The following is a 20248-nucleotide window of genomic DNA, read 5'->3' as shown; positions in this document are numbered from 1 at the left end:
CATTCCTAAGCAGGGATGCGGCTTTTTTACGGCTAAAATATTTTTATATTTATTTTTGGACTGGTCATAAACTAAAAAGCAAAGCTTTTGCCCAAGCGCTGCTTAAAATAGTTTCTCATCTTAGGCATTTTGGGCTTGTTTATCGAAGCAGCTTCTCGAAAATCGCAAGCGTTTACGTTTGCATTATGAAAGAAATGTGATAAGATTAAAGTACAAAAAAGAAAGGAGGACACTCCACCAGAAACTTAAGCATCTTAATCGCCAGAACTTACTTAGTTCGAAAAGGAGATGGGCCCGATGGGCAATAATGGTAGGATAGCAAATTCTAATAAACGATAGAAGGGACTGTTACCACCATAAAATTTAAGTTTAATCATCAGGGCTGATTTGCAAATCAAGGTTGGTTCCGATGTACCGCTGTTGGAAAATGTAAGTGTCACATTTGATTTGAAAGAGGTGTTACCACCATCATAATGAGAAAAACTGAATACGACGTAACTGTTACTCGTTCCTGAATAGCAAGCTGAACTCAATGCACAGCTGCTTTTCAGGAATTTTTTTGTTTTTTAGTTAGGGTGATTAACCAGCATACGATTATTTATATAAGATAATACTTGTTTTGCAAGAAAAAGAAATATTAAAGTCTGTAGAAGTATATAATTAAAGTAGCTAAGCATAAAGGAATGATAAATATGAGCAACCCGAACTTGCTGTTCTACTTTGACATGCCGGCCGCGATTCTGTCGGCGATACTTTTTGCAGCATTGACAATCTACTACAAGCACAAGACAAAAACCTACTACGTGATCATGGTAATGTCCCTGCTGATCTCTTGCTACTCACTGATTAAGACGGCAGGCACTGTCCTGCGCAATGAGCCAATGGAGCATGATTTCAACTTTGTCAGCATAACCAACTTGACAGCCCACTTGCTCCATGTGATCATCATTTTTGAGCTCTTCTACATGTTTTTGACTCTCAAGAACGATGGCCAAAAATATTCCCTTTGGCAGCAGCTGCTGTTCATGGCACCAGCGCTCGTGGTCTTGACCTTCCTGCTGCTTCCGGAGCTGCAGCCAATGCTGTATGTGATCAAGCCGACTGGCGAATACGTTCACGGACCCTTGCATATTTTGTTCAATATCGAGCTTGAAACCTATGTCGTAATGACGATTGCCGTCATCCTCCGGCACAAAAAGCTGCTTGGGCGGGAATTCAAGGTCGCGCTCTGGAGTACGGTTGCCTATGGACTGACCTATCTTGTCGACAATCTGCTTCAGATTAGAATCTCCAACTTTGTCATGGTCGTCGGCTTAAGCAATCTTACGATCGTGCTGACTCAAGACGAAAAAGGAGCTTTGGCGCAAAAACAGCCTGCGCGATCAGCTGACTGGCTTGAAGAACCGCTTTGCACTGCAAGAAGACATCAACAGCTATTTGAACCACCAAACCTGCGTAGCCTTATTGGATGTAGACGACTTCAAGCACGTCAATGACACTTTTGGCCATGCTTGCGGGGATGAGGCAATTCACCGCTGCGGCCAGCTGATCAGCCTGTACTTTCCAAACCAGGGCTACCGCTACGGCGGGGATGAATTCTTAATCATCAGCCGCTTGCCTGAGCCTGACTTCCGCAAAGCCTTGATTTCGTTGCAAACCGAGATCATGAGTCAGAAATTTGCCGGAGTTGCCGGGCGGGTCACCGTGACCGTAGGCTTTTGCAGCGGCAAGCCACTGACTGATCTTGACTTGACCGACATGTTCAAAAAGGCTGACCGGATGATGTATTCTGGCAAAAGAAGTCATCGCTATGACACGACGGACAATGGTCAAGACGGTACTTTGTCAGGCATTGAGGCCAAACAACATAATCAATAAAAAATCAGTATTGCCAGCAATCATCTCGATTGCAGCGATACTGATTTTTTGTCTTAATTCTCTATTTTGTTAATAGGGGTCGCGGTCAGGATTGCGGAAATCTGCTTCATCGTCGCGGCATCGATGTTGATAAATGGCAGCACGTTGGCAACTTGCGGCAGGGACATCTTGCCAAAATTCTCCCGGTTGCCAGGATCTCTGAAGAAGTTGATCACCTCAGCAACCTGGGCAAGCTTGCTGACAACCGCTTCATCCTGCATGATTTCGCCAATTGGACTCTCCAGACTGTAGCGCTCAATATAGTCTTCATCTGGCTGGTAGGTCAGCTCGTAGTGGCCAGTGCTGAGCTTGAAGTTGCCATTAGAACGAAGCTCGCCGTTGACCAAAACGCCGTTCTTTGCCGCGCGGGGAAGGCGAACTTCAACGGTCTGACCAAATGGCACGTCAAGGCTGAGCTTGATGGTATGCTCGTCATCGCTTTCAATCTGGTAAGCCACGCTGAATTTGCCATAGCTTGATTCATAGCTGCCGCTTACTCGCTTGAGGCGGTAGTCAAACTGCGGGGCGAAGACCAGCTTCTGGTATCCAGGGGCGTGGTCACTGATGCCCAGCAGGTAGCGATACCCCCATTCCATGATGGCCCCAATTGAGTAGTGGTTTAAGGAATTCATTCCTTGCGGGTTAATTGAGCCGTATGGCAGGACCGAGTTCCACCGCTCCCAAACCGTGGTTGCACCAAGATTGACGGCGTAAAGCCAGCTTGGGTAGTCCTCATTCATGAACAGCTTCATTGCCAGCTTATGGCGGCCATACTTGGAAAGGACTTGGCAAATGAACGGCGTGCCGACAAAACCAGTCTGCAAGTGATCGTCATCCTTGGCCAAACGCTTGACCAAGTCATTGACTACGCGGCCGAGCTTGTCTTCAGGGACCAATTTGAAATACAGAGTGAGGGCATACGCGGTTTGGGTATCAATTGCCACGCGGCCGTTTTGAGTAATGTATTCTGCTTGGATGGCCTGCTTGATTGCTTGAGCCTGCTTGCCATACTTTTCTGCATCAGCTGGATGCCCCAGCAGGGCAGCAGTTTGACTCATAATCCAGCTTGAGTAGTAATAGTAGACCGAGGCAACGAAGTCCTCTTCAGTCTTGCCTGTCGGCATGGCGGGATTTTCGCTATCAAGAGCCAGCCAGTCCCCAAACTGGAAGCAGCCGGTCCAGAGATGCTTGCTTTTAGTCTGACGGCCGACCCATGCAAGCCAGGACTTCATGGCTGAATAATTCTGCCGCAAAATCGCCTTGTCGCCATAAGCCTGATACATGTTCCAAGGCACGATCGTTGCCGCGTCGCCCCAAACGGCCGTGCCGTCTGAGTGGTCGCCCATGTCAGGGGCATACATCGTCAGCATTCCGTCATGCATATCCTGCTCAACAGCCATGTCCCGGGCATATTTCTTGAAGAATTCCGCTCACGCGCAGGTAGCGGTAGCCAAAATAGGTAAAGTGCGGGCGAACCCAGCCTTCTTGACCATCCAAGACGTAGACGAAAGCAGCCCGGGCTTGACGCAGATTGTCCCGGTAGAAGCAGCCTTTTTGTAAAATTTCGCCGGCTTCAAACTTGATGATCGTCCCTTTTGGCTCGCGGTTATAGAATTCCATCCAGCCTGCTTGATTTTGACCAAAATCAAGGATTGTTTCTGCAGCTGGCGTGGCAATTACTTCCTTAACCGGCAAATATTCCTCATAACCAACTTCAAATCTAAACAATAATCGCAAAAGACACTGATCGTTTTCACGGTCAGTGTATTTTACCATATCTATAATTATGTTAAGTTTCTGAACTCCTTTACGCTTTTTCCTTGATTGATAAGAAAAAATGCTTTTTTTGGCCCTTCCGGGAAATATTCAATTGAAAGCCCTTTTATTCCTTTGAGAGTTTTGCATAATAGAAATAGAACCGTTGTTGAAACTGAAAGGATAGCAAGAGGTGGCAAATAATGAGTGAATTATTTTTAGACTATCGCGAACAAGTACAGAAAATTCTGGATGAGCTTGACGACACGCAGACTTCCCTCAGATTGGGGGCAGTGGCAATCAAGAGTCTGCTAGAGCTGGCTCAGGTTGAATACGATAGCGATCAGGATGGAGACGATGACGACGATGACGACAGCGACAAAGATGAGGATGCGGATTCGGATGAAGATGACAGTACCGACACAGATGCTGATGGCGCTGACGAAACAGCTGACAATCTGAGCACTGAAGGCAGTCAGACAGATTTTGCTGATCCTGCAGAGGCCGAAGCGTCTGCCAGCGGGGATGCACCCACCCGTCAAGTCAAGATCATCAGTCCGGCCTCTGAAAACGCGCCAGTCCTAAGAGTCAATCAGGATTTTGCCTTTGACGTGCCGACCGGGCATGAAGTCTGCAAGTTTATCCGCTGCCGGACGGGTGGATCTTTGATTGATGCCCGCCGGGCCTTTGCCGGCAAAATCAGCGAAGCGACCGTCCGGAATCTTGGCTTGGCTAATGGAAATATCGTTGAAGCCAAGCCCGAAAAGGACGACAAGGTCACCATTATCCGCGTGCTCAATACCGCGGAAACGCCTGACAATCTTTCATCTTTTGATTACGGCATCGTTGAAGAAGAGCTAGATGGCAGCTTGTTCGTCGATCATAATGCCTCTGGTGAAAGACTAAGCGATTTCTTGCACGAGGAGCGCTATAAAATTCCTGATGGAATCAATGCTTCTAAGAGTGCAAAGGGTTATGTCAAAGCAGGAGACATTGTCAATCTGGCTTGGTACAAGAATGAGCCGAGCTCAACTTTGGTCCGCTGGGTAATTCGGGACGGAGGCGGCAGTTTCCTTGCAAGCAAGCCGACAGCGGTTAAAAGAAAGGAAAAGGAGCAAAATAATAAGGAAGAAAAGAATAAGAGCATTGAAGCCAAGCCAGATGTCAGCACATTGGCGTTTGACCTGAAGGGCAGAAAGATTGGCGTGGTAATCGGCAACGAGCTGCGGCGCAACGAGATCCAGCACATGGTCGAGGAGCATAATGGGACATGCAGAATCATCAATGCTTTCAAGTTTGGCGAGCCTGAATCTTTCTATAAGCATGAGCTCAAGCATGTCGATATTGCAGTCTTAGTCCAGAACATCAACAAGCACTCAACCAGCAAGCTGGTCAGAAAGTATGCCAAGCGCTTCGCGATCGCGGACAGTGCGGGCTTGTCGGCAATCTAGCGGGCAATCTACAGGGCCATGTATGGCTTGCCGGCCTATGAAACATCAACTCAGCCAATTGCTTATCCAGTCAAGGATGCCGCAAATGCTTAAGAATTAGCTATTGACTATTGTAAGCACTTGCACAATAATGAAAGAAACAACGGAATTACTGAAAGGACTGGTAAAGATGGCTGAGCAATACAAACTAACGGAAAACAGCAGCATTGAGCAAGCACTTGCTCAGGCAAAATCTGGCGACACGCTTCTATTGGAGCCTGGCGACTACGTCGCTGAGAAACTTAATCTGACCCAAATCAACATTATTGGGCAAGGGCAAAGCCCGGATGACGTCACCCTCGATGCCCTGCATGTCGATTTTGGCGAGAGCGTCGCCCTGACTAACCTGACGATTTACGGCGAGTTGGAATTGCCAGGCTTGGAGCTGGAAAACGATAAGGAAAACAGCATTGCTTCCTTCCAGAACGGCACTATGTCGCTGACAAACTGCAAAATCCTGACTCGCGGCGTGCACCACTTGAAAGCAGGCGGAGACTTCTTCAAGACTAACGCACATGAATTGAGCAATATCACTGCCGGGGATGTGCTGCTGTTTGAAAAGGGCGAATACGACCTGGATGCCATTAAGTTCAGCAACAGTCTGACTTTAACCAGTGAGAGCGGCAACGCCGCGGACGTCATCATCAACGGTCAGCTGCAAATCGACAGTCCAGTCTTCGTGCTCAACTCCCTGACCTTCACCGGTACCAATTCGGACAAGTCATGGCGGGGGACAGCGGTCATGAATGGCAACCGGCCAGTTGAGCTAACGGTCAATGGCTGCATCTTCCAGGACAATGAGCAGCCAGACCAGCCGGCCTTGGTGGTTCAGCAGCCGCAATCCGAGACCACGCTGATGAATTGCCAGATCGCGCCAAGCGTTGACCTGCGCCAAGGTTCTGAAGTCATGAACTTTGATATTTCCGGTGACTTGGTGGCCTACCAGTGCCAGTTTGATTCAGTAGCCCTTTTCCACGGCGGAAGACAGACTATCAGACAAAGCCGCTTTAGCAGACCCTTGTCGCTTAGGGCAGGCTCTGAATTTGTCGCCAAGAACTGTGAATTCAACTACCAGATCGAACTGGAAGAGAATTCCTCAATGGATATCAATGACTGCCTGTTGGAAAACTCAGCCACCCATGTCTTCGTCATCTACGGAGATTCACCAGAGCCAATCAACGTCAGAAGCAGCAGCTTTGCCCCAGATTGCGCCGTGTTGTGGATCGATGTGAAATCACGGCCTGACCTCAACATTGACGTGGAAAATGCTGACGAAAGCGAAGCGGTCGTCTACGCGGCCAGCGATGAGCGGGGACAAATTGGCAAGCTGAACGTCAGCCCGACGACAAAACTGATCGGCATCAACGCCAAGGACTACGACGTGCAAGCTGCCTACCAGCAACTGGTAGACCAGCTCAAGCAAGCGCCGAACGAATAAGCAGCATTTTACAGTTGGAGCAATCCAGCTGTTTTATTTTGCTCTTTTTTAGCCTTAACATATTCTTTGCTATGTTAAGTGCGGATCAGCACGATTACATTAGTAAATAGCAAAGCTATAATTGCATTTATGTAAACAGGGAGGATAATGTAATTATCCTCCCTGTTTGCGTCAAAGCCTATTCTAATAGGGGCTGATTTTTGTGTTAAAATTAAGTGGGAGGATAATCATGAATAACGCAAAAATCAACCCTAATGCTAAGAAACACCGTTCTAGAGCCATTCCTGGCCATAAAGACGTGCGCCCGATTTCCAGCAACTACGACCTGGCCAACCTGCTCGACAGTCTGCAGCATGACTTCCGCCTGGGGCAGCGCAACTACACGATTTTTCAAGTCGGCAAGGCAACCCTGCTCCGGGTCAGTGACGTCATGCGCTTGAGAAAGGCTGACGTCTATACTGAGGATGGCCGGGTGAAGCGCAATGCCTTTATCAAAGACAAGAAGACCGGCAAGCAGAACACCCTCTACCTCAAGCCAGTTAGAGATGATCTGCTTGATTATTGGCAATGGCTGCAAGATTTTCAGAAATCGCATCCCTACAACCGGATTTTTGACAGTGAATGGCTTTTCCCCTCATATACCAGACCAGACCGGCATATCACAGAGAACCAATACTACAAGATCATTAAGCGGGCTGGAGAATTGGCCGGCGTTGCCCACGTGGGCACCCACTCCATGCGCAAGACTGGCGCTCTAATCGTCTATGAGCAGTCCAACCACAATATCGGCTTGGTGATGAAGCTGCTTAATCACTCAAGTGAAGCAGTCACCCTGGACTACTTGGGTCTGTCCCAAGAGCGCCGGGAAAACATTCTGGATACCATCGATTTCGACCGTTTTCGCTGATTTTTGTGCCATGCTGACACGATGATTCTACGGGCTTCAAATGGGTAGTTAATCATCAGAAAGAATTTAAAGGCCATAGAATCACCATCTCAGCAACAGTCTTTTTGACTCGCAATGTAACATTTGTGTTTTGACTTTTTTACAAAATGATAAAATGCATTTATCTTTGAGCCCTTTTATCATACAATGAAGGCAGATAGATATATAACGCAAATGACATATGGAGGGATACATGATGAAAAAGACTATTTTGTATCGAACAGTCAAAGCTAGTGTCGTAGTCGGCCTGATCGCCGCTGGTGCAGGAGCAGTTGCCCTTTCTCGACTGACGTCAAAGCCAGTCAGTGCCACCAGAAAGACCACGAAGCGGGCTTACGTCTACACGAGAAGCGGCAAGAAGACCGCTAAGTCCTACAAGAAGGGGACCAAGCTGGTCGCGAGAGACAAAAAGGAGATCAAAGGCAAAAAGTACTACAACGTTGGCCGGCGCGGCAAGGATGAATACGTCAGATCCAGCGACACCAAATCAGCCTACAAGCTGACGGTTCAAAAAAAGCGGCTGACTAGAACCATCAAATTCAAGCTGCCAAAGGGCAAAAGGGCCGAAGTGATCAAGCAGACCGTCACGCTCAAGCGGCGGGTTAAAATTGATCCAAAGACCAAACAGAAGACTTATGGCAAATGGACTGTCGGCACCTGGAAGGCTGTCAGAGCTAGAAAGGCAGCCGGCTACCAGCCATCAGTTGCCAAAATCCCAGCCCTTCAGGTTAACAGCCAGACGGGGAATGTCACGGTTGTGGTAACTTACCAGAAGAAGCCGCGGCCAGGTGCAGAAATCCGCAAGCATCAAAGACGCGTTGAGAAATGGCGCAAGTACCAAGGTTCATTGGATAATTAGATGAAAATTGCATGAAATGCATGTAAATAAAAGAAATTGCATATAAAAAGGCGAAGCATTTGCTTCGCCTTTTTGCTGCTCTATCTTTGTTTTTTTGGCAAGAGGGTGTGCAGGGATGTCTGCCTACTCTTGCTCCAGGAATTGATCCGCGCAATCCAGTGCTTTAGCACCATAGATCGTTGCCGGACCGCCGCCCATTGCAACGGCAACGCCAACGGCTTCCGCAATCTCCGCGCGGGTGGCGCTGGCGGCGACAGCCGCCTTGACATGGACAATCATGCTGCCTTCACAGCGCTGAGCAACAGCAATTGCCAAGGCAATCAATTCCTTTTCTTTCCGAGTCAATTCATCGGCTCTAACGGCGGATTGGTACATTTGCAAAAAATCCTTGCCAGTTTCGCCAATGCTTTGATACAATTTTTGACTTTCAGCCATCAGTTTTTCTGATTCTGCCTGATAGTCTGCCATAGTGTAAACCTCCTAGTGAATAATCACTTACTTGTTTGACACATATTATAACCGTTGAACCAGGGAATGAATACAATTTTACATTGATTCAATTCACAATTTACATTTCTTTTGCTAGTATTGGCTTAGGTGGCCCATGAACTTGGGCAATAGTTAATAATAGTGAAGTTTTGTTGCTTGACTTAAGCTTGGATTTCCATTGTACTGAGGAAGCGTCTGACAACTTTCAGGTCAGCGTCTGATATCTGCTCGCCCTTGTAGGCAAAAATAATGTCGTCATCATCAAGATCATGACCTGCGGCTTACGGGCAGTCTCACCATTAATCAGATAGTCCGTCGTGGTATCCAGAACGCTGGCTACAGCTTCAAGATTTGCGGCTGATGGTTCCTTGTGCTTCCAGTTGTAAAGGGTGTTTTTGCCTAGTCCCGCCCGGCTGTTTACTTCGGCAATCGACCAGCCCTTGTCCTTGGCCAGTTCTTTAATGCGGTAAAATACGCTCATTTTTCGCTCCTTTTACGATGCTATTTAGCAATAATTAGTCTTCGTACTAATTTTCTAGTATACTGGAAACGGCGTTTTTTCGCAAAAATTATTCTTTAGGCTAAAAAGGCTTTTTGGAGGCAATATGGATTATTTTACCAGTGGACGCTTTGCTAAGATCTGCAGCGTCACTAAGAAGGCTCTTTATCATTATGAAAAAAAGGGCTTGCTCAAGCCCACGCTAATCAGAGAAAATGGCTACCGCTACTATACTCTGGAACAGGCAGATAGGGTTGCAACGATTCGCCTGCTTGAGGGCTTAGGAAGCAGCCTGGATGAAATCCAGGCCTTTTTTGCCCTGACCAGCTTAGCTGAAAAAGACGCTTACCTGCACGAACAGCAAGCCCAGGTAAAGGAGAAGCTGGAACTTTTTCAAAAAATGGCTGAAAATCTGCATTTCCTGGATCAAAAGCTACATGACTACCAGAAGCTAGGGGAGGGGGAGGCAGGGCATGAGCAATTGCCTGCAGAATACTATTATGTTACGGCTTTTCAGCATAACGTCATTCTCAACCCAACGACTTCAGGGATCAAATATGGGGCACTTGTTGATGACTTTGCAAAGCCAGAAAAAATCAGCCGCTTTTTTAAAGCTACAGATCCCAAATCCAGCAACTATGTTAAGCCTGCCGGGCATTATGTCTATTTCTACCAGACATTGACCAATGATGAGATCCCGGCTTATGGCGCCAAAGCCCTCACAATCTTGCAGCAACAGGCAAAAATCGTGCCGCCAATCTATCAGGAAGACTTTAGCAGCGCTGTCTTAAATCAAGATGACCTGATCATCATGAAATTCTCTGCCTTGGTTGCTGATTAAGTGGTCCCCTTTTGCCATAAAAGAAAGGTGAGAGAGGAGGAAAGAGCTGCTAAAGAGGTGAATTACCAGCAATTGCTGAGACATCCAAATTTTGCGGACATCTAAGGCAGAAATAGAGCAGATTTCCTGCATCTAAAGTCATGATCAGAAGCAGGGCAATCACGATTTATGATAAGCGATTGCAAATTGCCGGCATCAAAGCAATAATAGCCATTCAATTTGGTCATGATTGGTTTTGACAGTCAAACTGTCAGCAAACCAGAGAAGAGTAACAAAAAACGTAACAAATAAGGAAAATCTGACCGACAAAATCCAAGCAAAAATCCAGTGATTTCGGGGCACTTATTGACTTTAGTCATTAAAATTATTGTTTTAATGACACAAAAATCAAGCATCTGCTTCCAGTTCTTTTTAGTGATCAATCTGAACCGCAAGGAGAGAGCAGACAAAACGCAGCCACTTCTGTGACTGCGTTTTAGTTTATTATTTCATACTGTACTGTTTTAAATTGGTTTAGTTGCTCTGCCTTGCTTTCCATTCATCACGCAAGAGCGCGTATTCATTCTGGTCATGGTAGCCATCGGCAAGCTTCAGGCGCTTTCTCTGCGTTCCTTCAAGGCACATGCCCGTCCGTTTGGCCACGCCATTGCTGCCAACATTGTCAGTCGCGCAGCGGACGACGATTCGGTGGAGATCATACTCTTCAAAGCCAATTTCAAACATCTTATCCAGCGACCTGGTCATCAAGCCCTGACCGCGGAAAGCTTCAGCCAGCCAATAGCCAACGTCTGCTTCCTCATTTAAGTGGTCGAATCCATTAAATGAGATCTTTCCGGCAAGCTGGCCTTGATACCAGATCAGCAAATCCAGGCCTTCATCAGCAGCAAATCTTTGGCGATCATGCTGAATGCTGGCAATCTCATCTTCTGCTTGCTTAACATGATCAACCCACGGCAGATACCGGCGTAAGCTCTCCCGGCTGCTAGCAATTGCGTCATATAGTGCCTCCGCGTCCTTAATCCGGGGGATTGCCAATTCTAAGTCTTCATCTATACGATAACTTAACATATACTCTCCTAAATTTCCGATCGTTACGGTATAATTGATAGTGTGAAAGCCTTTTCTTTTAGCTCAAATCCTGTTTTTTTGCCAATATTGTATCAGATGAATCCGACAAAGGCTACTTATTTCACGAAAAGTCGTAAGCTATCAGCTATAAGCTAAATGCAATGTTAGAAAGAGGAAGCGACATGAGAAACTCACTCAATAGAATCCTCAGCAACAAGTTGACGCAATGTGCCGTAACGTTTATCTTTATCTTTTTCAGCGGCAGCTTGGCATTCGCCGCCATTGCTGACGTCAAGCTGCTTGACCGGTCGCCGTGGACAGACATCTTGTGGGCAGCCGCGGCTTTTTTGATCGGGGTCGTCAACATGTCATTGCTGATTCATACGGTTGAAGAAGATGCTAGGAAGTCAGCATCAACCGCTAAAATACCTGCAGGCAAACGCCGGCAAGCCGTAGCACGCGAAAACTAAATAATAATAGCACCAAAAAGCGGCAATCTTGGATTCACCTGGTTGCCGCTTTTTTCTAGCAGTTAACTTTACATAATATATATTATACGCTCATTCATTTTCTGTTGTTTTTGGTCAGCTTGTCGTTCACCCGCTTCACCTCGCCTAGCTGCATCAGCCAGATGACTGCCCAGACTGCCGCGTAAACCACAAGGATGTCCAGCGGCAAAACTTTTAGCAAGTACTCTTGACTCATAATGCCAAACAGCCAGGTCACCGTTTCTACCACTGCCAAGATCAGCACCATATGCAGCAGCAATTGCAGTGCCAGATTCATTTTCAGGTTCAGCCAAATCGTCGATGCCAGTCCGCACAGACTGCCCAGCGTAACCGCGTAAGCAAAGACGTGCATGTCAACCCGTCCTTGGTCCAGCGACCAAAAGAACAAGGCAAAAAATGTGCCGAAGCCAATCCCGCTAATCATATATTTTATTGCCTTAATTAAGTATTTCATAGCTCGAAGACTCTTTCTTTGACGCCTTTCCAGTATTTGCGGCTGATGCTGATCCTGGTCTGATCTGCCAGCAAAGCCGTTTTGTTGCCTGACATGCTTGGTTCAACCTGCCGTAGATAATCCAGATTAATTACCGTATTGCGGGATACCTGCACAAAAGTTCGCGGAAGCTTATCCAATAATTCCTTAAGAGGCTTCCTGATCGTTAGCGGATCTTTTCCAACTGCGTTAGCGGATCTTTTCCAACTGAATGAATGTCCAAATAGTCGCCGAACACTTCAAAGTACTCGATCTCGTCAACAGCCAGCCGCTTCAGCCGGCCATTGGCCATGAAGCTCAGCTCGTTTTGATCCAAGTGGCTGATCTTCTTGGCCAAGCTTGTGATTTCTTCACCTAATTCAGAAGCCCGCAGGTCAATCCAGATCTCATTCTCTGGAACCGCGGGCTCCTTTTTAAAGCTGATTTTAAACATTTTTTCCTGTCATTATCCCTTCTTGCCTGACAGTGATGCTCGCATTAGACGCTTGCTGAGCAAAAGCAAAATCAAGCATAAGACTGCCAGCGATCCCAGGAGGATCAGGAAGTCCAGTTGAACATTCGTCAGCTGCCTGCCCAGATCGACCTTGATGCCAAAATACTTCAACAAATATTTTCGCGAAGACGACGGCAGCTTGTCAAGCAAGCTAGCAAACAAGACTTCCCGCATGCCAGCCGCGCTGTAGGTCAGCGGGAAAAACTGGATAATCTGGCGAACGACCTTGCTGACTTCGCCGATTGGCACGTAACCGCCCATCACGAAGCCAGCCATTGCACTGATTATGCCGGATACTGAACTCAAGGCAATCTGGCTGTTCAAGAAGCCGCCTATCAACAGATTGATTGCCGCGGCCAGGAAAGCCGTCACAAGGATAAAGAGCAGCATGACAGAAATTTGCTTGATTGTAAGGCTCTTCCCTTCTTCAAAGTGGAAATAGATCATGCACAGGGCAAAAACGAATATCTGCATGCACAAGGCTAGAAATGTTGCTGAGAAATAATAACCCAGCACGATTTGCTGATCAGACCTATCGGTCAGTGAAAAATCCAGAAACTTGTCTGCCAGCTTGTCTGAGATCATCTGTGAGATCATTGAGAATGAAGTCGTAATGGCCGTGACTGGGATCAAGGCGCCTAGCATCCACATGTCAGCAATCTGCGTCCTGTTTTCGATGCCTTTGAAGCCATCAATCAGGTTCTGGCGAATAAAGATCACGAACAGTCCAAAAACAATCAAAGACCCAAGCAAAGAAAAGAAGATATTGCTCTTGCTTTTGAAATACAGCAGCAGATTTCTTTTAGCTATGGCTAGCATCGTTGATCCTCCTCCCCGTTACCTGCAAGAATACCTCATCCATCCCGGCCTGCTCATAGCTGAACTCATCGGCCTTTGGCTGGTACTTGTTCAAAAGGTCGATCACTTCCTGATAGCGATCAATGACAAAGCCATAGCCCTTGTCGGGATCGAATTCATCGTAGCCAGCGGCAGCTTGCTTGAACCACAGCCGGTTCTTGCCAAACCTCTTTTTCAGCTCTTTGGCTGATCCTTGCGTCAGCAGCTCGCCCTGCTCAATGATATAGACGTAGTCAGCATTGTCCGCCTCATCTAGGTAGTGAGTCGTTAAAAAGATCCCAACTCCGGCTTCCTTCAGCCGACGCAATAATTGCCAAATTTCCTGGCGGGACTGCACGTCAAGGCCGGTTGTCGGTTCATCAAGAAACAGAATTTCCGGCTGATTTAGCAAGGCCCGGGCAATGTCGGCCTTTCGGCGCATCCCCCCGGAGAGCTCGCCATACTTCCGGTCCACGTAAGAGCTCAGCTTGAGTTCTCTGATCAAATCCGCGATCCGTCCTCGAGGCACGTCTTGGTACATGCTGGCGCGGATCTGCAGGTTCTCGCGGACCGTCAGTTCTTCATCCAGGACTCCTTTTTGAAAGACCATGCTGATTTTGACCTGCTGCTTGTGGATTTTGAATAAGTCTTCCCCGTTGTAGAGAACTTTTCCGCTGCTAGGCTGCAGGGTCTTGGTCAGCATCCTCATCGTCGTCGATTTTCCGGCGCCATTGGTGCCTAAGTAGGCAGTCAGTTTTCCGGCATGGATCTCCAAATTGACCTGGTTGACCACCGGCTTTTGCCCATATATCTTGGTCAAGTTACGGGCTTCAATTGTAGCCATCATGCTCACCTCCAGTGTTGGCTTCTAGTTGCTTTATTGCTAATCTCAGTATATGAGCATATTAAAAAAGATTCTAGATATTTGCGGTGAGTGGTCATTATTAGGCGACAAGACGCAAATAGCCTCTAAAAAGGCAGGCTCATGCACTTTTTAGAGGCTATTGCTTAATAAACTGGTCTGGATGATCCTTCAGTAGTTGGGTCAGCAAAGCCGATGCTTTCCTTTGTGTAAAGGCTTGGGTCAGCAATGATTCTGACGATCAAGTCGGCGGAACTCTTTCGGGACGCGGATACGCCGTAGTATGGCTCCCCTTTGTGGGTTACCGCGTATTTGACTTCATTTCTGTCATTGAGCCACGGAATCCGCAATATAGTGTAATCCAGATCGGAGTCTTCAATTGCTCTGGCAGAAACTACTTCTGGAGCACTATCAGTGACTTTGCCGCCAAAGCAGAAGTCACGGTTGAACTTGCCAAATGCCCCTTTGACTTCATCGTAAATGCCCAAGATATTGGATGAGATCAGCCGCTTTACGCCGGTTTCATCCATTGTCTCGATGATCTTTCTGGTCAATTCCGCATTTATGCCATGGTCAACGAATGAGACGTAGACGAGATCGCTGCCGGCAATGGCTTGCTTAAGTACGTCTGCGTGATTTGCATCCCCGTCGATGATGGTCACGGCTGGGTTTCCGGCTAGATTGCTGAGTCGGGCGGAATTTCTCAGGAGCAGGGTCAAATGCACGTCTGCTTGTTCTTGCAAGATTCTCTCAGTTGCCAGACGGGCGATTTGTCCATTCGCGCCAATAATCGTTACTTTCTTAGTCATGATCTTTTCCTTTCTTTAAAAAGTCACGCGAGGCACAATGCCTCTCACGCCTTGTTGTCTTTGCTTGCGTTAATTTCTCAGGGCCCGCAGGCTTGCGCCAAAAATAGACTCAATCGCTGCTGGATCCCGGTGGGAGAAAAACTGGCTTTCATTCTTATCCAGGGTCTTCAGCAAGCTCATTTCCGCGTCAGTCAATTCAAAGTCAAAAATGGCAAAGTTTTCAGCCATTCTTTCATAATGGACTGACTTTGGAATGACAATGATTCCTCTTTGCAGGAGCCAACGCAGGATAACCTGGCCATTGCTCTTGCCATACTTTTGACCGATCTGCGCGATTTGTTCATTGGTGAAGATACCGCCCTTGCCTTCGGCAAACGGTGCCCAAGCTTCGACAGCAATCCCTTCCCCTTGCATGAAGGCCGCTTCGCAGGCTTGCTGGTACCAGGGAGAGACTTCGATTTGGTTGACTGCTGGCTGCACTCGGCTCATCAATTCCAGATTCTTGATCTGATCAGCGTAGAAATTGGATACGCCAATTGACCGGATCTTGCCGGCGGCTTGTGCTTCTTCAAGGGCCCGCCAAGCTCCCACGACATCGCCATATGGTTGATGGAGCAAGTATAAGTCCAGATAGTCCGTGCCAAGCTTATTCAGAGAATCGTCAATTCCTTCCTTGGCTTTCTCATAGCTGGCATGGTCAACCCACAGCTTGGATGTTACGAAAAAGTCTTCACGTGGCAGGCCTGACTTGGCAATCGCCTTCCCTACGGCTGCTTCATTGCCATAGGCTGCTGCCGTGTCAAAGAGGCGGTAGCCGACTTCAATGGCTTGGCTCACTGCTTGCTCGGCAAGGCTCAAGTCATTGATTTGAAAGACCCCAAAACCAAGTTGGGGCATTTTGTTCCCATCATTTAATGATACGTATTGCATTGCTTATTTCCTCCTGCTGCTGAGAATTGATTGTTTGTTGCTTGACGATTATCAGTATAGATGAACAAGCGGAACCTGAAAAATGCCGCTTGTTTATGTCAGTATGCGTTTGATGTATACTTGAATTAACGCGAAAGGCTTTGGAAAGAAGGAAGCACGATGATCGATCCACAATTATGGCTGGAATTGGCTACTTTTGCCAAGACTGGCACTTTAAGCAAGACGGCAGAAGAGCTGCACCTGACCCAGCCGACGGTTACCCGGGGGATGCAAAAGCTGGATGAGCTGCTGGCTACCCCGCTTTTTGACCGGACTGGCAACCGGATCAAGTTAAATGACACCGGCAAGTTGGCCGCAGATTATGCAGATAAGCTGCTAAAAGAGGAAGCACGCGCGGTCAGTGCCATCCGCAATTTTGGGAGTCAAACAGGCAATTTCTTGCTGGCGTCAGTCGCGCCAGGTCCTTTGCTTTTAGCCAAGTCTTTGGCTAACCCAAGCGACATCCACTTTCAAGATCAGCTTTTGGCGGAAGAGCAGATTACCGAAACGCTGACTGACTATCAAGCTACTGTCGCAATCGGCACGCGGGAAATCCAAACTGACCAGCTGGAATCGATCTATTTGGGCAAAGAGTGGCTTTTTGTTAATCTTGATAAGTTTATGCCGCTTGCTGTTCGCAACTCTGTCAGCTTTAAGGAACTGGCCAATACCAGCTTTTTAGTTTTGCAGGATATCGGGCCGTGGAAGCAACTGGCAGAGGGATGCATCCCCAACGCGCACTTCCTCTATCAAGACGATCTTAGTGCCTTGAATGAGCTTTCACGCTACTCAAACTTTCCTACTTTTAGTTCCAATATCACTGACTCTCTCAAGATACATGATCGTGATGACCAGCGACTGACCATCCCGATTGTTGATCCAAAGAACCAAATCGATTTCTACGCAATCTATTTAAAAGAAAACCGATCCCGCGTCAGACCGTTTATCCGAAAAATGATCGACAGCTGGTCTAAGCTGGATAAAACGAAATAAAAAATAAGCATTGCCTGCTTCTTGCAGACAATGCTTATTTGCTTGTGCTAGAAATTGTCTTACTGAACGTTAACGCTGACTGTGGTATCAGTTGAGGTCTCATTGCTTCCCGCGTCAGGAGCCGCTTGTCCGTTGCCGGAAGGGATCTTAACAACTGGGACTTTCACGTTGCCGGCTTTAACGAACAAACCCACCCCGATTGAATAGTAGTAGCTGTTCTTGATCTTGCGCTTGCCGCCATACACCGTGACATAGCCTTTATTATGCAAAGTACCAGAGTACTTGCGCCGATTGCCCTTACTGGAGTAAATATAGGCATTATGCTTGAGCTGGCAATCAACGCCGACTACATTCTTGTAAGCCACAAATTTGTTCTTGCCGATCATGATCAGCGGACGGTTGTTGACAAAAATCAAGGTGCTGTAGCAACCAACAGCGGAACCGGCAATAATCTTCTTATCCTTAGTCCGCTTGCCATTTTGATCATAAACGTAAGTATTGATCATCGCATTCTTATAAAATGGCTTGTCCGTGCTTGCGCTGGTTTTAGTAGCTGCCGGCAGGACAAAAATCAGTGCTGATAAGAAGCTAAATGCCGCGGCGATTCTGATTGTAGCTTTCTTCAATTTCTATGCACCCTTCTTTAATTAGTCTTCGATCGCGATCGTCGTGATAACTACGTCTTCAAGTGGCTTATCGTTGCCGTCCTTTTCTACCTTGGCGATTTCGTCAACCACGTCCATGCCATCAGTTACTTGGCCAAAAACAGTGTGCCGGTGGTCAAGCCATGGCGTACCGCCTTGCTTGTAGGCCTTGATGATTGGCTCTGGGAACTTGGCCTCGCGCAATTGGGAAATGAAACGCTTTGGCATGTTCTTGTTCTGCACGATGAAGAACTGTGAACCGTTGGTGTTGGGACCAGCGTTCGCCATTGACAAGGCACCACGCAGATTGAACAAGACGTTTGAGAATTCGTCCTCAAAGGCATGGCCCCAGATGCTTTGACCACCCATGCCAGTACCATCTGGGTCACCACCTTGGATCATGAAGTCGCTGATCACGCGGTGGAAGATCACGCCGTCGTAGTAGCCCTTCTTGGCAAGGCGCACAAAGTTTTCAACCGTCATTGGCGCCTCCTCAGGGAACAATTGAATGTGGATGTCGCCGTGGTTGGTTTTAATGATTGCCTTAGGGCCCTTGGCGTTTTCCAGGTCAAGTTGTGGGTAAATTTCTTTATCAGACATTTTTGTACTCCTTGTTTAAAATCTACTCGAAATTGGCGGTCCGCTTTAAAGCGATTTATTCGCCTTCAGATATTCTATTTTATCATATATCCAGCCTAACCGGATTGAACCGCGTTCAACTTTTTTGTCAAGGTGACCGTTCAGCTTCATGATCTGCTTTTTCTGCTTACTAAAGGACTCGATAACAAAAATAAGCCTAAAAACGGCTAATGATCACCGCTTTCGGGCTTATTTTGCTATTTACCATATTGATCTGAGCTTGAGACTTTACTTGTCTTCTAGAATAGTCACGTCTGCAAAGTTGTTCATCAGCCACAGGCTGCCAAAACAGAAGATCACGTTGAGCAAGTAAACAAAAATATCCCAAAAAATCACTGAATTGCTTACCATTTCTATGATAATCAGGCCAGTTGTAAGTATAAAATTGCTCAGCGGCAACCAACGCAAATCAAAGAAATTGGCTCTAAAGTTCTGGCCGAAATCATTGCCAACTTTAAAGAAATGATGCAGTCCACCCACGCTGGCCCTAGCCAAAAAGGCTGCAACAAGCGTTGCTAGGAAAACCACAAAACGCACGCCAAACTGCTTTCTTGGTGCAAAAAAACCGTAAATGAACATGCAGAGATATGCGGTTGAGACCAATTTCCCACAGTTGCTGATCATTGGCCCCAGTTGGTTCAAATGCTTGAGCAAGCGGATCTGCTTCCCCGTCATCTTGTACCTTTTCTGCTGCTTGCTTTCATTTCTGTTCTCGCTTGGCTCCTTGTCGCTGCCATTGTACATGTTGACTCAAACTCCTTCTATCTATTGGTTTATTTTTCCTCTCATTTCCATCATATAAAAGCGCATCCCCCTTTGGCAAGCCTTCCCCAAAAAAGATGCGTGAAGATCCTTAAGCTGTTTAAGCTTTTTCGGTACCGGCGGCAATTTGCTGCTTCAGCAGCTCGTTCTGGCGGACGAATTCATCAACCAACGGGTCGCCCTTGGCTACCACATGTTCAAATAGATTCAGGACATTGGCCAGCTTTGGGTCAATCTCGCTCTGCTTGCCTTTCGGCGTCAGCATGATGTACTCCGTCCCCGTATCAAGGCGCGCGCCGGTCTCCAAATCAGTCATGCCGTTAAAGTCATACTCGCAGTGCTTTCCGTCAAAAAGCTCTTCCGTGCTGAAAAGGATGATCAGGGTCCTTCCCTCATGAGATGGTCGGTCGTTCAGCCACATCCAGTCCCGGCAGTATCTGATCAGCTTGGCAATATGATCATCCTGCATGTCGCTCACGTCGGAGAGCCCTAAGAGCAGGTCATAAAAGACCATCTGCTCTTTGCCAGAGGCATACACGTTCATCCGCAGGCAGTGAATCCAGTCCTGTCCACTTGGAATGTCGACCCGGCGGATATTTTCAACTGCCGCGATTTCCCGGTCTGGAAAAATTCTTCCCAAAAGATCCTGACAGCGGACTGGGTCACTTAATACCTGACGGGCAACTTCAGCTCTGCTGGGCTGCCGGCCTTGATCAGCGTTTTCGCTCATACTTGCGCCTTCCTTTTCATCTTATTCTGCAATATTTCCTATTTGTCTCTGATTCCAGTTATTTTTATTGTACAACTAGCTGGCTGATGCCACAAAAAAGAACAGCCGTCTTAGCAGACGACTGTTCTTTTATCTCGTGCGGCCTTGGATTTCACGTAAAATCTGCCGCAAATAATTCTGATTTTAAAGGAAATATTAACAAGCAG

General features: G+C 47.2%; 25 protein-coding genes. 9 read left to right on the top strand and 16 right to left on the bottom strand.

Annotation, left to right across the window (positions count from 1 at the left end; all coding sequences use genetic code 11):
* Positions 1 to 692: 692 nt before the first annotated feature.
* Both FYJ62_RS10595 and FYJ62_RS02545 read left to right on the top strand, forming a co-directional pair.
* Entirely contained in the window at positions 693 to 1496 is an 804-nt protein-coding gene (locus FYJ62_RS10595; protein WP_195837373.1) for a hypothetical protein, read from the top strand.
* Positions 1396 to 1878, top strand: coding sequence for a GGDEF domain-containing protein (locus tag FYJ62_RS02545; protein WP_195837372.1), 483 nt, complete (start codon positions 1396 to 1398; stop codon positions 1876 to 1878). The genes FYJ62_RS10595 and FYJ62_RS02545 overlap by 101 nt, the downstream gene beginning before the upstream one ends.
* 53 nt (positions 1879 to 1931) lie before the next feature.
* Here the strand turns inward: FYJ62_RS02545 and FYJ62_RS02540 are convergent, their stop codons facing one another.
* Positions 1932 to 3317 (bottom strand): alpha-L-rhamnosidase-related protein, encoded by a 1386-nt coding sequence (locus FYJ62_RS02540; protein WP_229771815.1) that lies wholly within the window; start codon positions 3315 to 3317, stop codon positions 1932 to 1934.
* Positions 3307 to 3537 (bottom strand): family 78 glycoside hydrolase catalytic domain, encoded by a 231-nt coding sequence (locus tag FYJ62_RS10730; RefSeq protein WP_229771814.1) that lies wholly within the window; start codon positions 3535 to 3537, stop codon positions 3307 to 3309. The genes FYJ62_RS02540 and FYJ62_RS10730 overlap by 11 nt, the downstream gene beginning before the upstream one ends.
* A 338-nt stretch (positions 3538 to 3875) precedes the next feature.
* Between FYJ62_RS10730 and FYJ62_RS02535 the strand changes: the two genes are divergently transcribed.
* The 4 genes from FYJ62_RS02535 (at position 3876) to FYJ62_RS02520 (ending at position 8405) form a co-directional block, all read left to right on the top strand.
* Positions 3876 to 5123, top strand: a complete 1248-nt coding sequence (locus FYJ62_RS02535) for a DUF2325 domain-containing protein (protein ID WP_229771813.1) — start codon at positions 3876 to 3878, stop codon at positions 5121 to 5123.
* A gap of 169 nt (positions 5124 to 5292) precedes the next feature.
* Complete coding sequence (locus FYJ62_RS02530; protein WP_154547409.1) at positions 5293 to 6600, top strand: hypothetical protein; 1308 nt, start codon at positions 5293 to 5295, stop codon at positions 6598 to 6600.
* A gap of 229 nt (positions 6601 to 6829) precedes the next feature.
* Positions 6830 to 7507, top strand: a complete 678-nt coding sequence (locus FYJ62_RS02525; RefSeq protein WP_154547407.1) for a tyrosine-type recombinase/integrase — start codon at positions 6830 to 6832, stop codon at positions 7505 to 7507.
* 232 nt (positions 7508 to 7739) lie between these two features.
* Entirely contained in the window at positions 7740 to 8405 is a 666-nt protein-coding gene (locus FYJ62_RS02520; RefSeq protein WP_154547405.1) for a mucin-binding protein, read from the top strand.
* 123 nt (positions 8406 to 8528) lie between these two features.
* On the opposite strand, the gene FYJ62_RS02515 is transcribed toward FYJ62_RS02520, so the two are convergent.
* The gene (locus FYJ62_RS02515; RefSeq protein WP_154547403.1) at positions 8529 to 8873 is read right to left on the bottom strand and encodes a carboxymuconolactone decarboxylase family protein; all 345 of its coding nucleotides are present in this window, start codon (positions 8871 to 8873) and stop codon (positions 8529 to 8531) included.
* Positions 8874 to 9099: 226 nt separating this feature from the next.
* Entirely contained in the window at positions 9100 to 9375 is a 276-nt protein-coding gene (locus FYJ62_RS02510) for a helix-turn-helix domain-containing protein (RefSeq protein ID WP_229771812.1), read from the bottom strand.
* Between the two features lie 124 nt (positions 9376 to 9499).
* On the opposite strand from FYJ62_RS02510, the gene FYJ62_RS02505 reads away from it, so the two are divergent.
* Entirely contained in the window at positions 9500 to 10234 is a 735-nt protein-coding gene (locus FYJ62_RS02505; protein ID WP_154547401.1) for a MerR family transcriptional regulator, read from the top strand.
* 513 nt (positions 10235 to 10747) lie between these two features.
* Here the strand turns inward: FYJ62_RS02505 and FYJ62_RS02500 are convergent.
* On the bottom strand, positions 10748 to 11302 hold the full coding sequence (locus FYJ62_RS02500) for a GNAT family N-acetyltransferase (RefSeq protein WP_154547399.1): 555 nt from the start codon (positions 11300 to 11302) through the stop codon (positions 10748 to 10750).
* Between the two features lie 182 nt (positions 11303 to 11484).
* Here FYJ62_RS02500 and FYJ62_RS02495 point away from each other — a divergent pair, with 182 nt between their 5' ends.
* Complete coding sequence (locus FYJ62_RS02495) at positions 11485 to 11772, top strand: hypothetical protein (protein ID WP_154547397.1); 288 nt, start codon at positions 11485 to 11487, stop codon at positions 11770 to 11772.
* 94 nt (positions 11773 to 11866) lie between these two features.
* Here FYJ62_RS02495 and FYJ62_RS02490 read toward each other — a convergent pair whose 3' ends face one another.
* The 7 genes from FYJ62_RS02490 to FYJ62_RS02460 form a co-directional block, all read right to left on the bottom strand.
* Positions 11867 to 12265 (bottom strand): DUF3021 family protein, encoded by a 399-nt coding sequence (locus FYJ62_RS02490; protein ID WP_154547395.1) that lies wholly within the window; start codon positions 12263 to 12265, stop codon positions 11867 to 11869.
* Positions 12262 to 12420 (bottom strand): LytTR family DNA-binding domain-containing protein, encoded by a 159-nt coding sequence (locus FYJ62_RS11050; protein WP_407657288.1) that lies wholly within the window; start codon positions 12418 to 12420, stop codon positions 12262 to 12264. The genes FYJ62_RS02490 and FYJ62_RS11050 overlap by 4 nt, the downstream gene beginning before the upstream one ends.
* A 50-nt stretch (positions 12421 to 12470) precedes the next feature.
* On the bottom strand, positions 12471 to 12737 hold the full coding sequence (locus FYJ62_RS02480) for a LytTR family DNA-binding domain-containing protein (protein WP_154547391.1): 267 nt from the start codon (positions 12735 to 12737) through the stop codon (positions 12471 to 12473).
* 12 nt (positions 12738 to 12749) lie between these two features.
* Positions 12750 to 13616, bottom strand: a complete 867-nt coding sequence (locus FYJ62_RS02475) for an ABC transporter permease (protein WP_154547389.1) — start codon at positions 13614 to 13616, stop codon at positions 12750 to 12752.
* Positions 13600 to 14481, bottom strand: coding sequence for an ABC transporter ATP-binding protein (locus FYJ62_RS02470; protein WP_229771811.1), 882 nt, complete (start codon positions 14479 to 14481; stop codon positions 13600 to 13602). The genes FYJ62_RS02475 and FYJ62_RS02470 overlap by 17 nt, the downstream gene beginning before the upstream one ends.
* A 161-nt stretch (positions 14482 to 14642) precedes the next feature.
* Positions 14643 to 15305, bottom strand: a complete 663-nt coding sequence (locus FYJ62_RS02465) for an NAD(P)H-binding protein (RefSeq protein ID WP_154547387.1) — start codon at positions 15303 to 15305, stop codon at positions 14643 to 14645.
* A 69-nt stretch (positions 15306 to 15374) separates the two neighbouring features.
* Positions 15375 to 16235 carry an aldo/keto reductase gene (locus FYJ62_RS02460; protein WP_154547385.1) on the bottom strand — a complete coding sequence of 287 codons (861 nt, stop codon included), beginning with the start codon at positions 16233 to 16235 and terminating at the stop codon, positions 15375 to 15377.
* A gap of 159 nt (positions 16236 to 16394) precedes the next feature.
* Here FYJ62_RS02460 and FYJ62_RS02455 point away from each other — a divergent pair, with 159 nt between their 5' ends.
* Positions 16395 to 17267, top strand: coding sequence for a LysR family transcriptional regulator (locus tag FYJ62_RS02455; RefSeq protein ID WP_154547383.1), 873 nt, complete (start codon positions 16395 to 16397; stop codon positions 17265 to 17267).
* A gap of 59 nt (positions 17268 to 17326) precedes the next feature.
* Here FYJ62_RS02455 and FYJ62_RS02450 read toward each other — a convergent pair whose 3' ends face one another.
* The 4 genes from FYJ62_RS02450 to FYJ62_RS02435 all read right to left on the bottom strand — a co-directional run bounded on the left by FYJ62_RS02450 (position 17327) and on the right by FYJ62_RS02435 (position 20042).
* Positions 17327 to 17893 (bottom strand): SLAP domain-containing protein, encoded by a 567-nt coding sequence (locus FYJ62_RS02450; protein WP_229771810.1) that lies wholly within the window; start codon positions 17891 to 17893, stop codon positions 17327 to 17329.
* A 21-nt stretch (positions 17894 to 17914) separates the two neighbouring features.
* Complete coding sequence (locus FYJ62_RS02445; protein ID WP_154547381.1) at positions 17915 to 18511, bottom strand: peptidylprolyl isomerase; 597 nt, start codon at positions 18509 to 18511, stop codon at positions 17915 to 17917.
* 267 nt (positions 18512 to 18778) lie between these two features.
* Complete coding sequence (locus FYJ62_RS02440; RefSeq protein ID WP_154547379.1) at positions 18779 to 19294, bottom strand: hypothetical protein; 516 nt, start codon at positions 19292 to 19294, stop codon at positions 18779 to 18781.
* A gap of 118 nt (positions 19295 to 19412) precedes the next feature.
* Positions 19413 to 20042 (bottom strand): hypothetical protein, encoded by a 630-nt coding sequence (locus FYJ62_RS02435; RefSeq protein WP_154547377.1) that lies wholly within the window; start codon positions 20040 to 20042, stop codon positions 19413 to 19415.
* Positions 20043 to 20248 lie beyond the last annotated feature (206 nt).

Source organism: Lactobacillus porci (assembly GCF_009695985.1).
GTDB lineage: Bacteria > Bacillota > Bacilli > Lactobacillales > Lactobacillaceae > Lactobacillus > Lactobacillus absianus.
The sequence above is the reverse complement of the archived record's forward strand: the minus strand, read 5'-3'. Positions and strand labels throughout refer to the sequence as shown.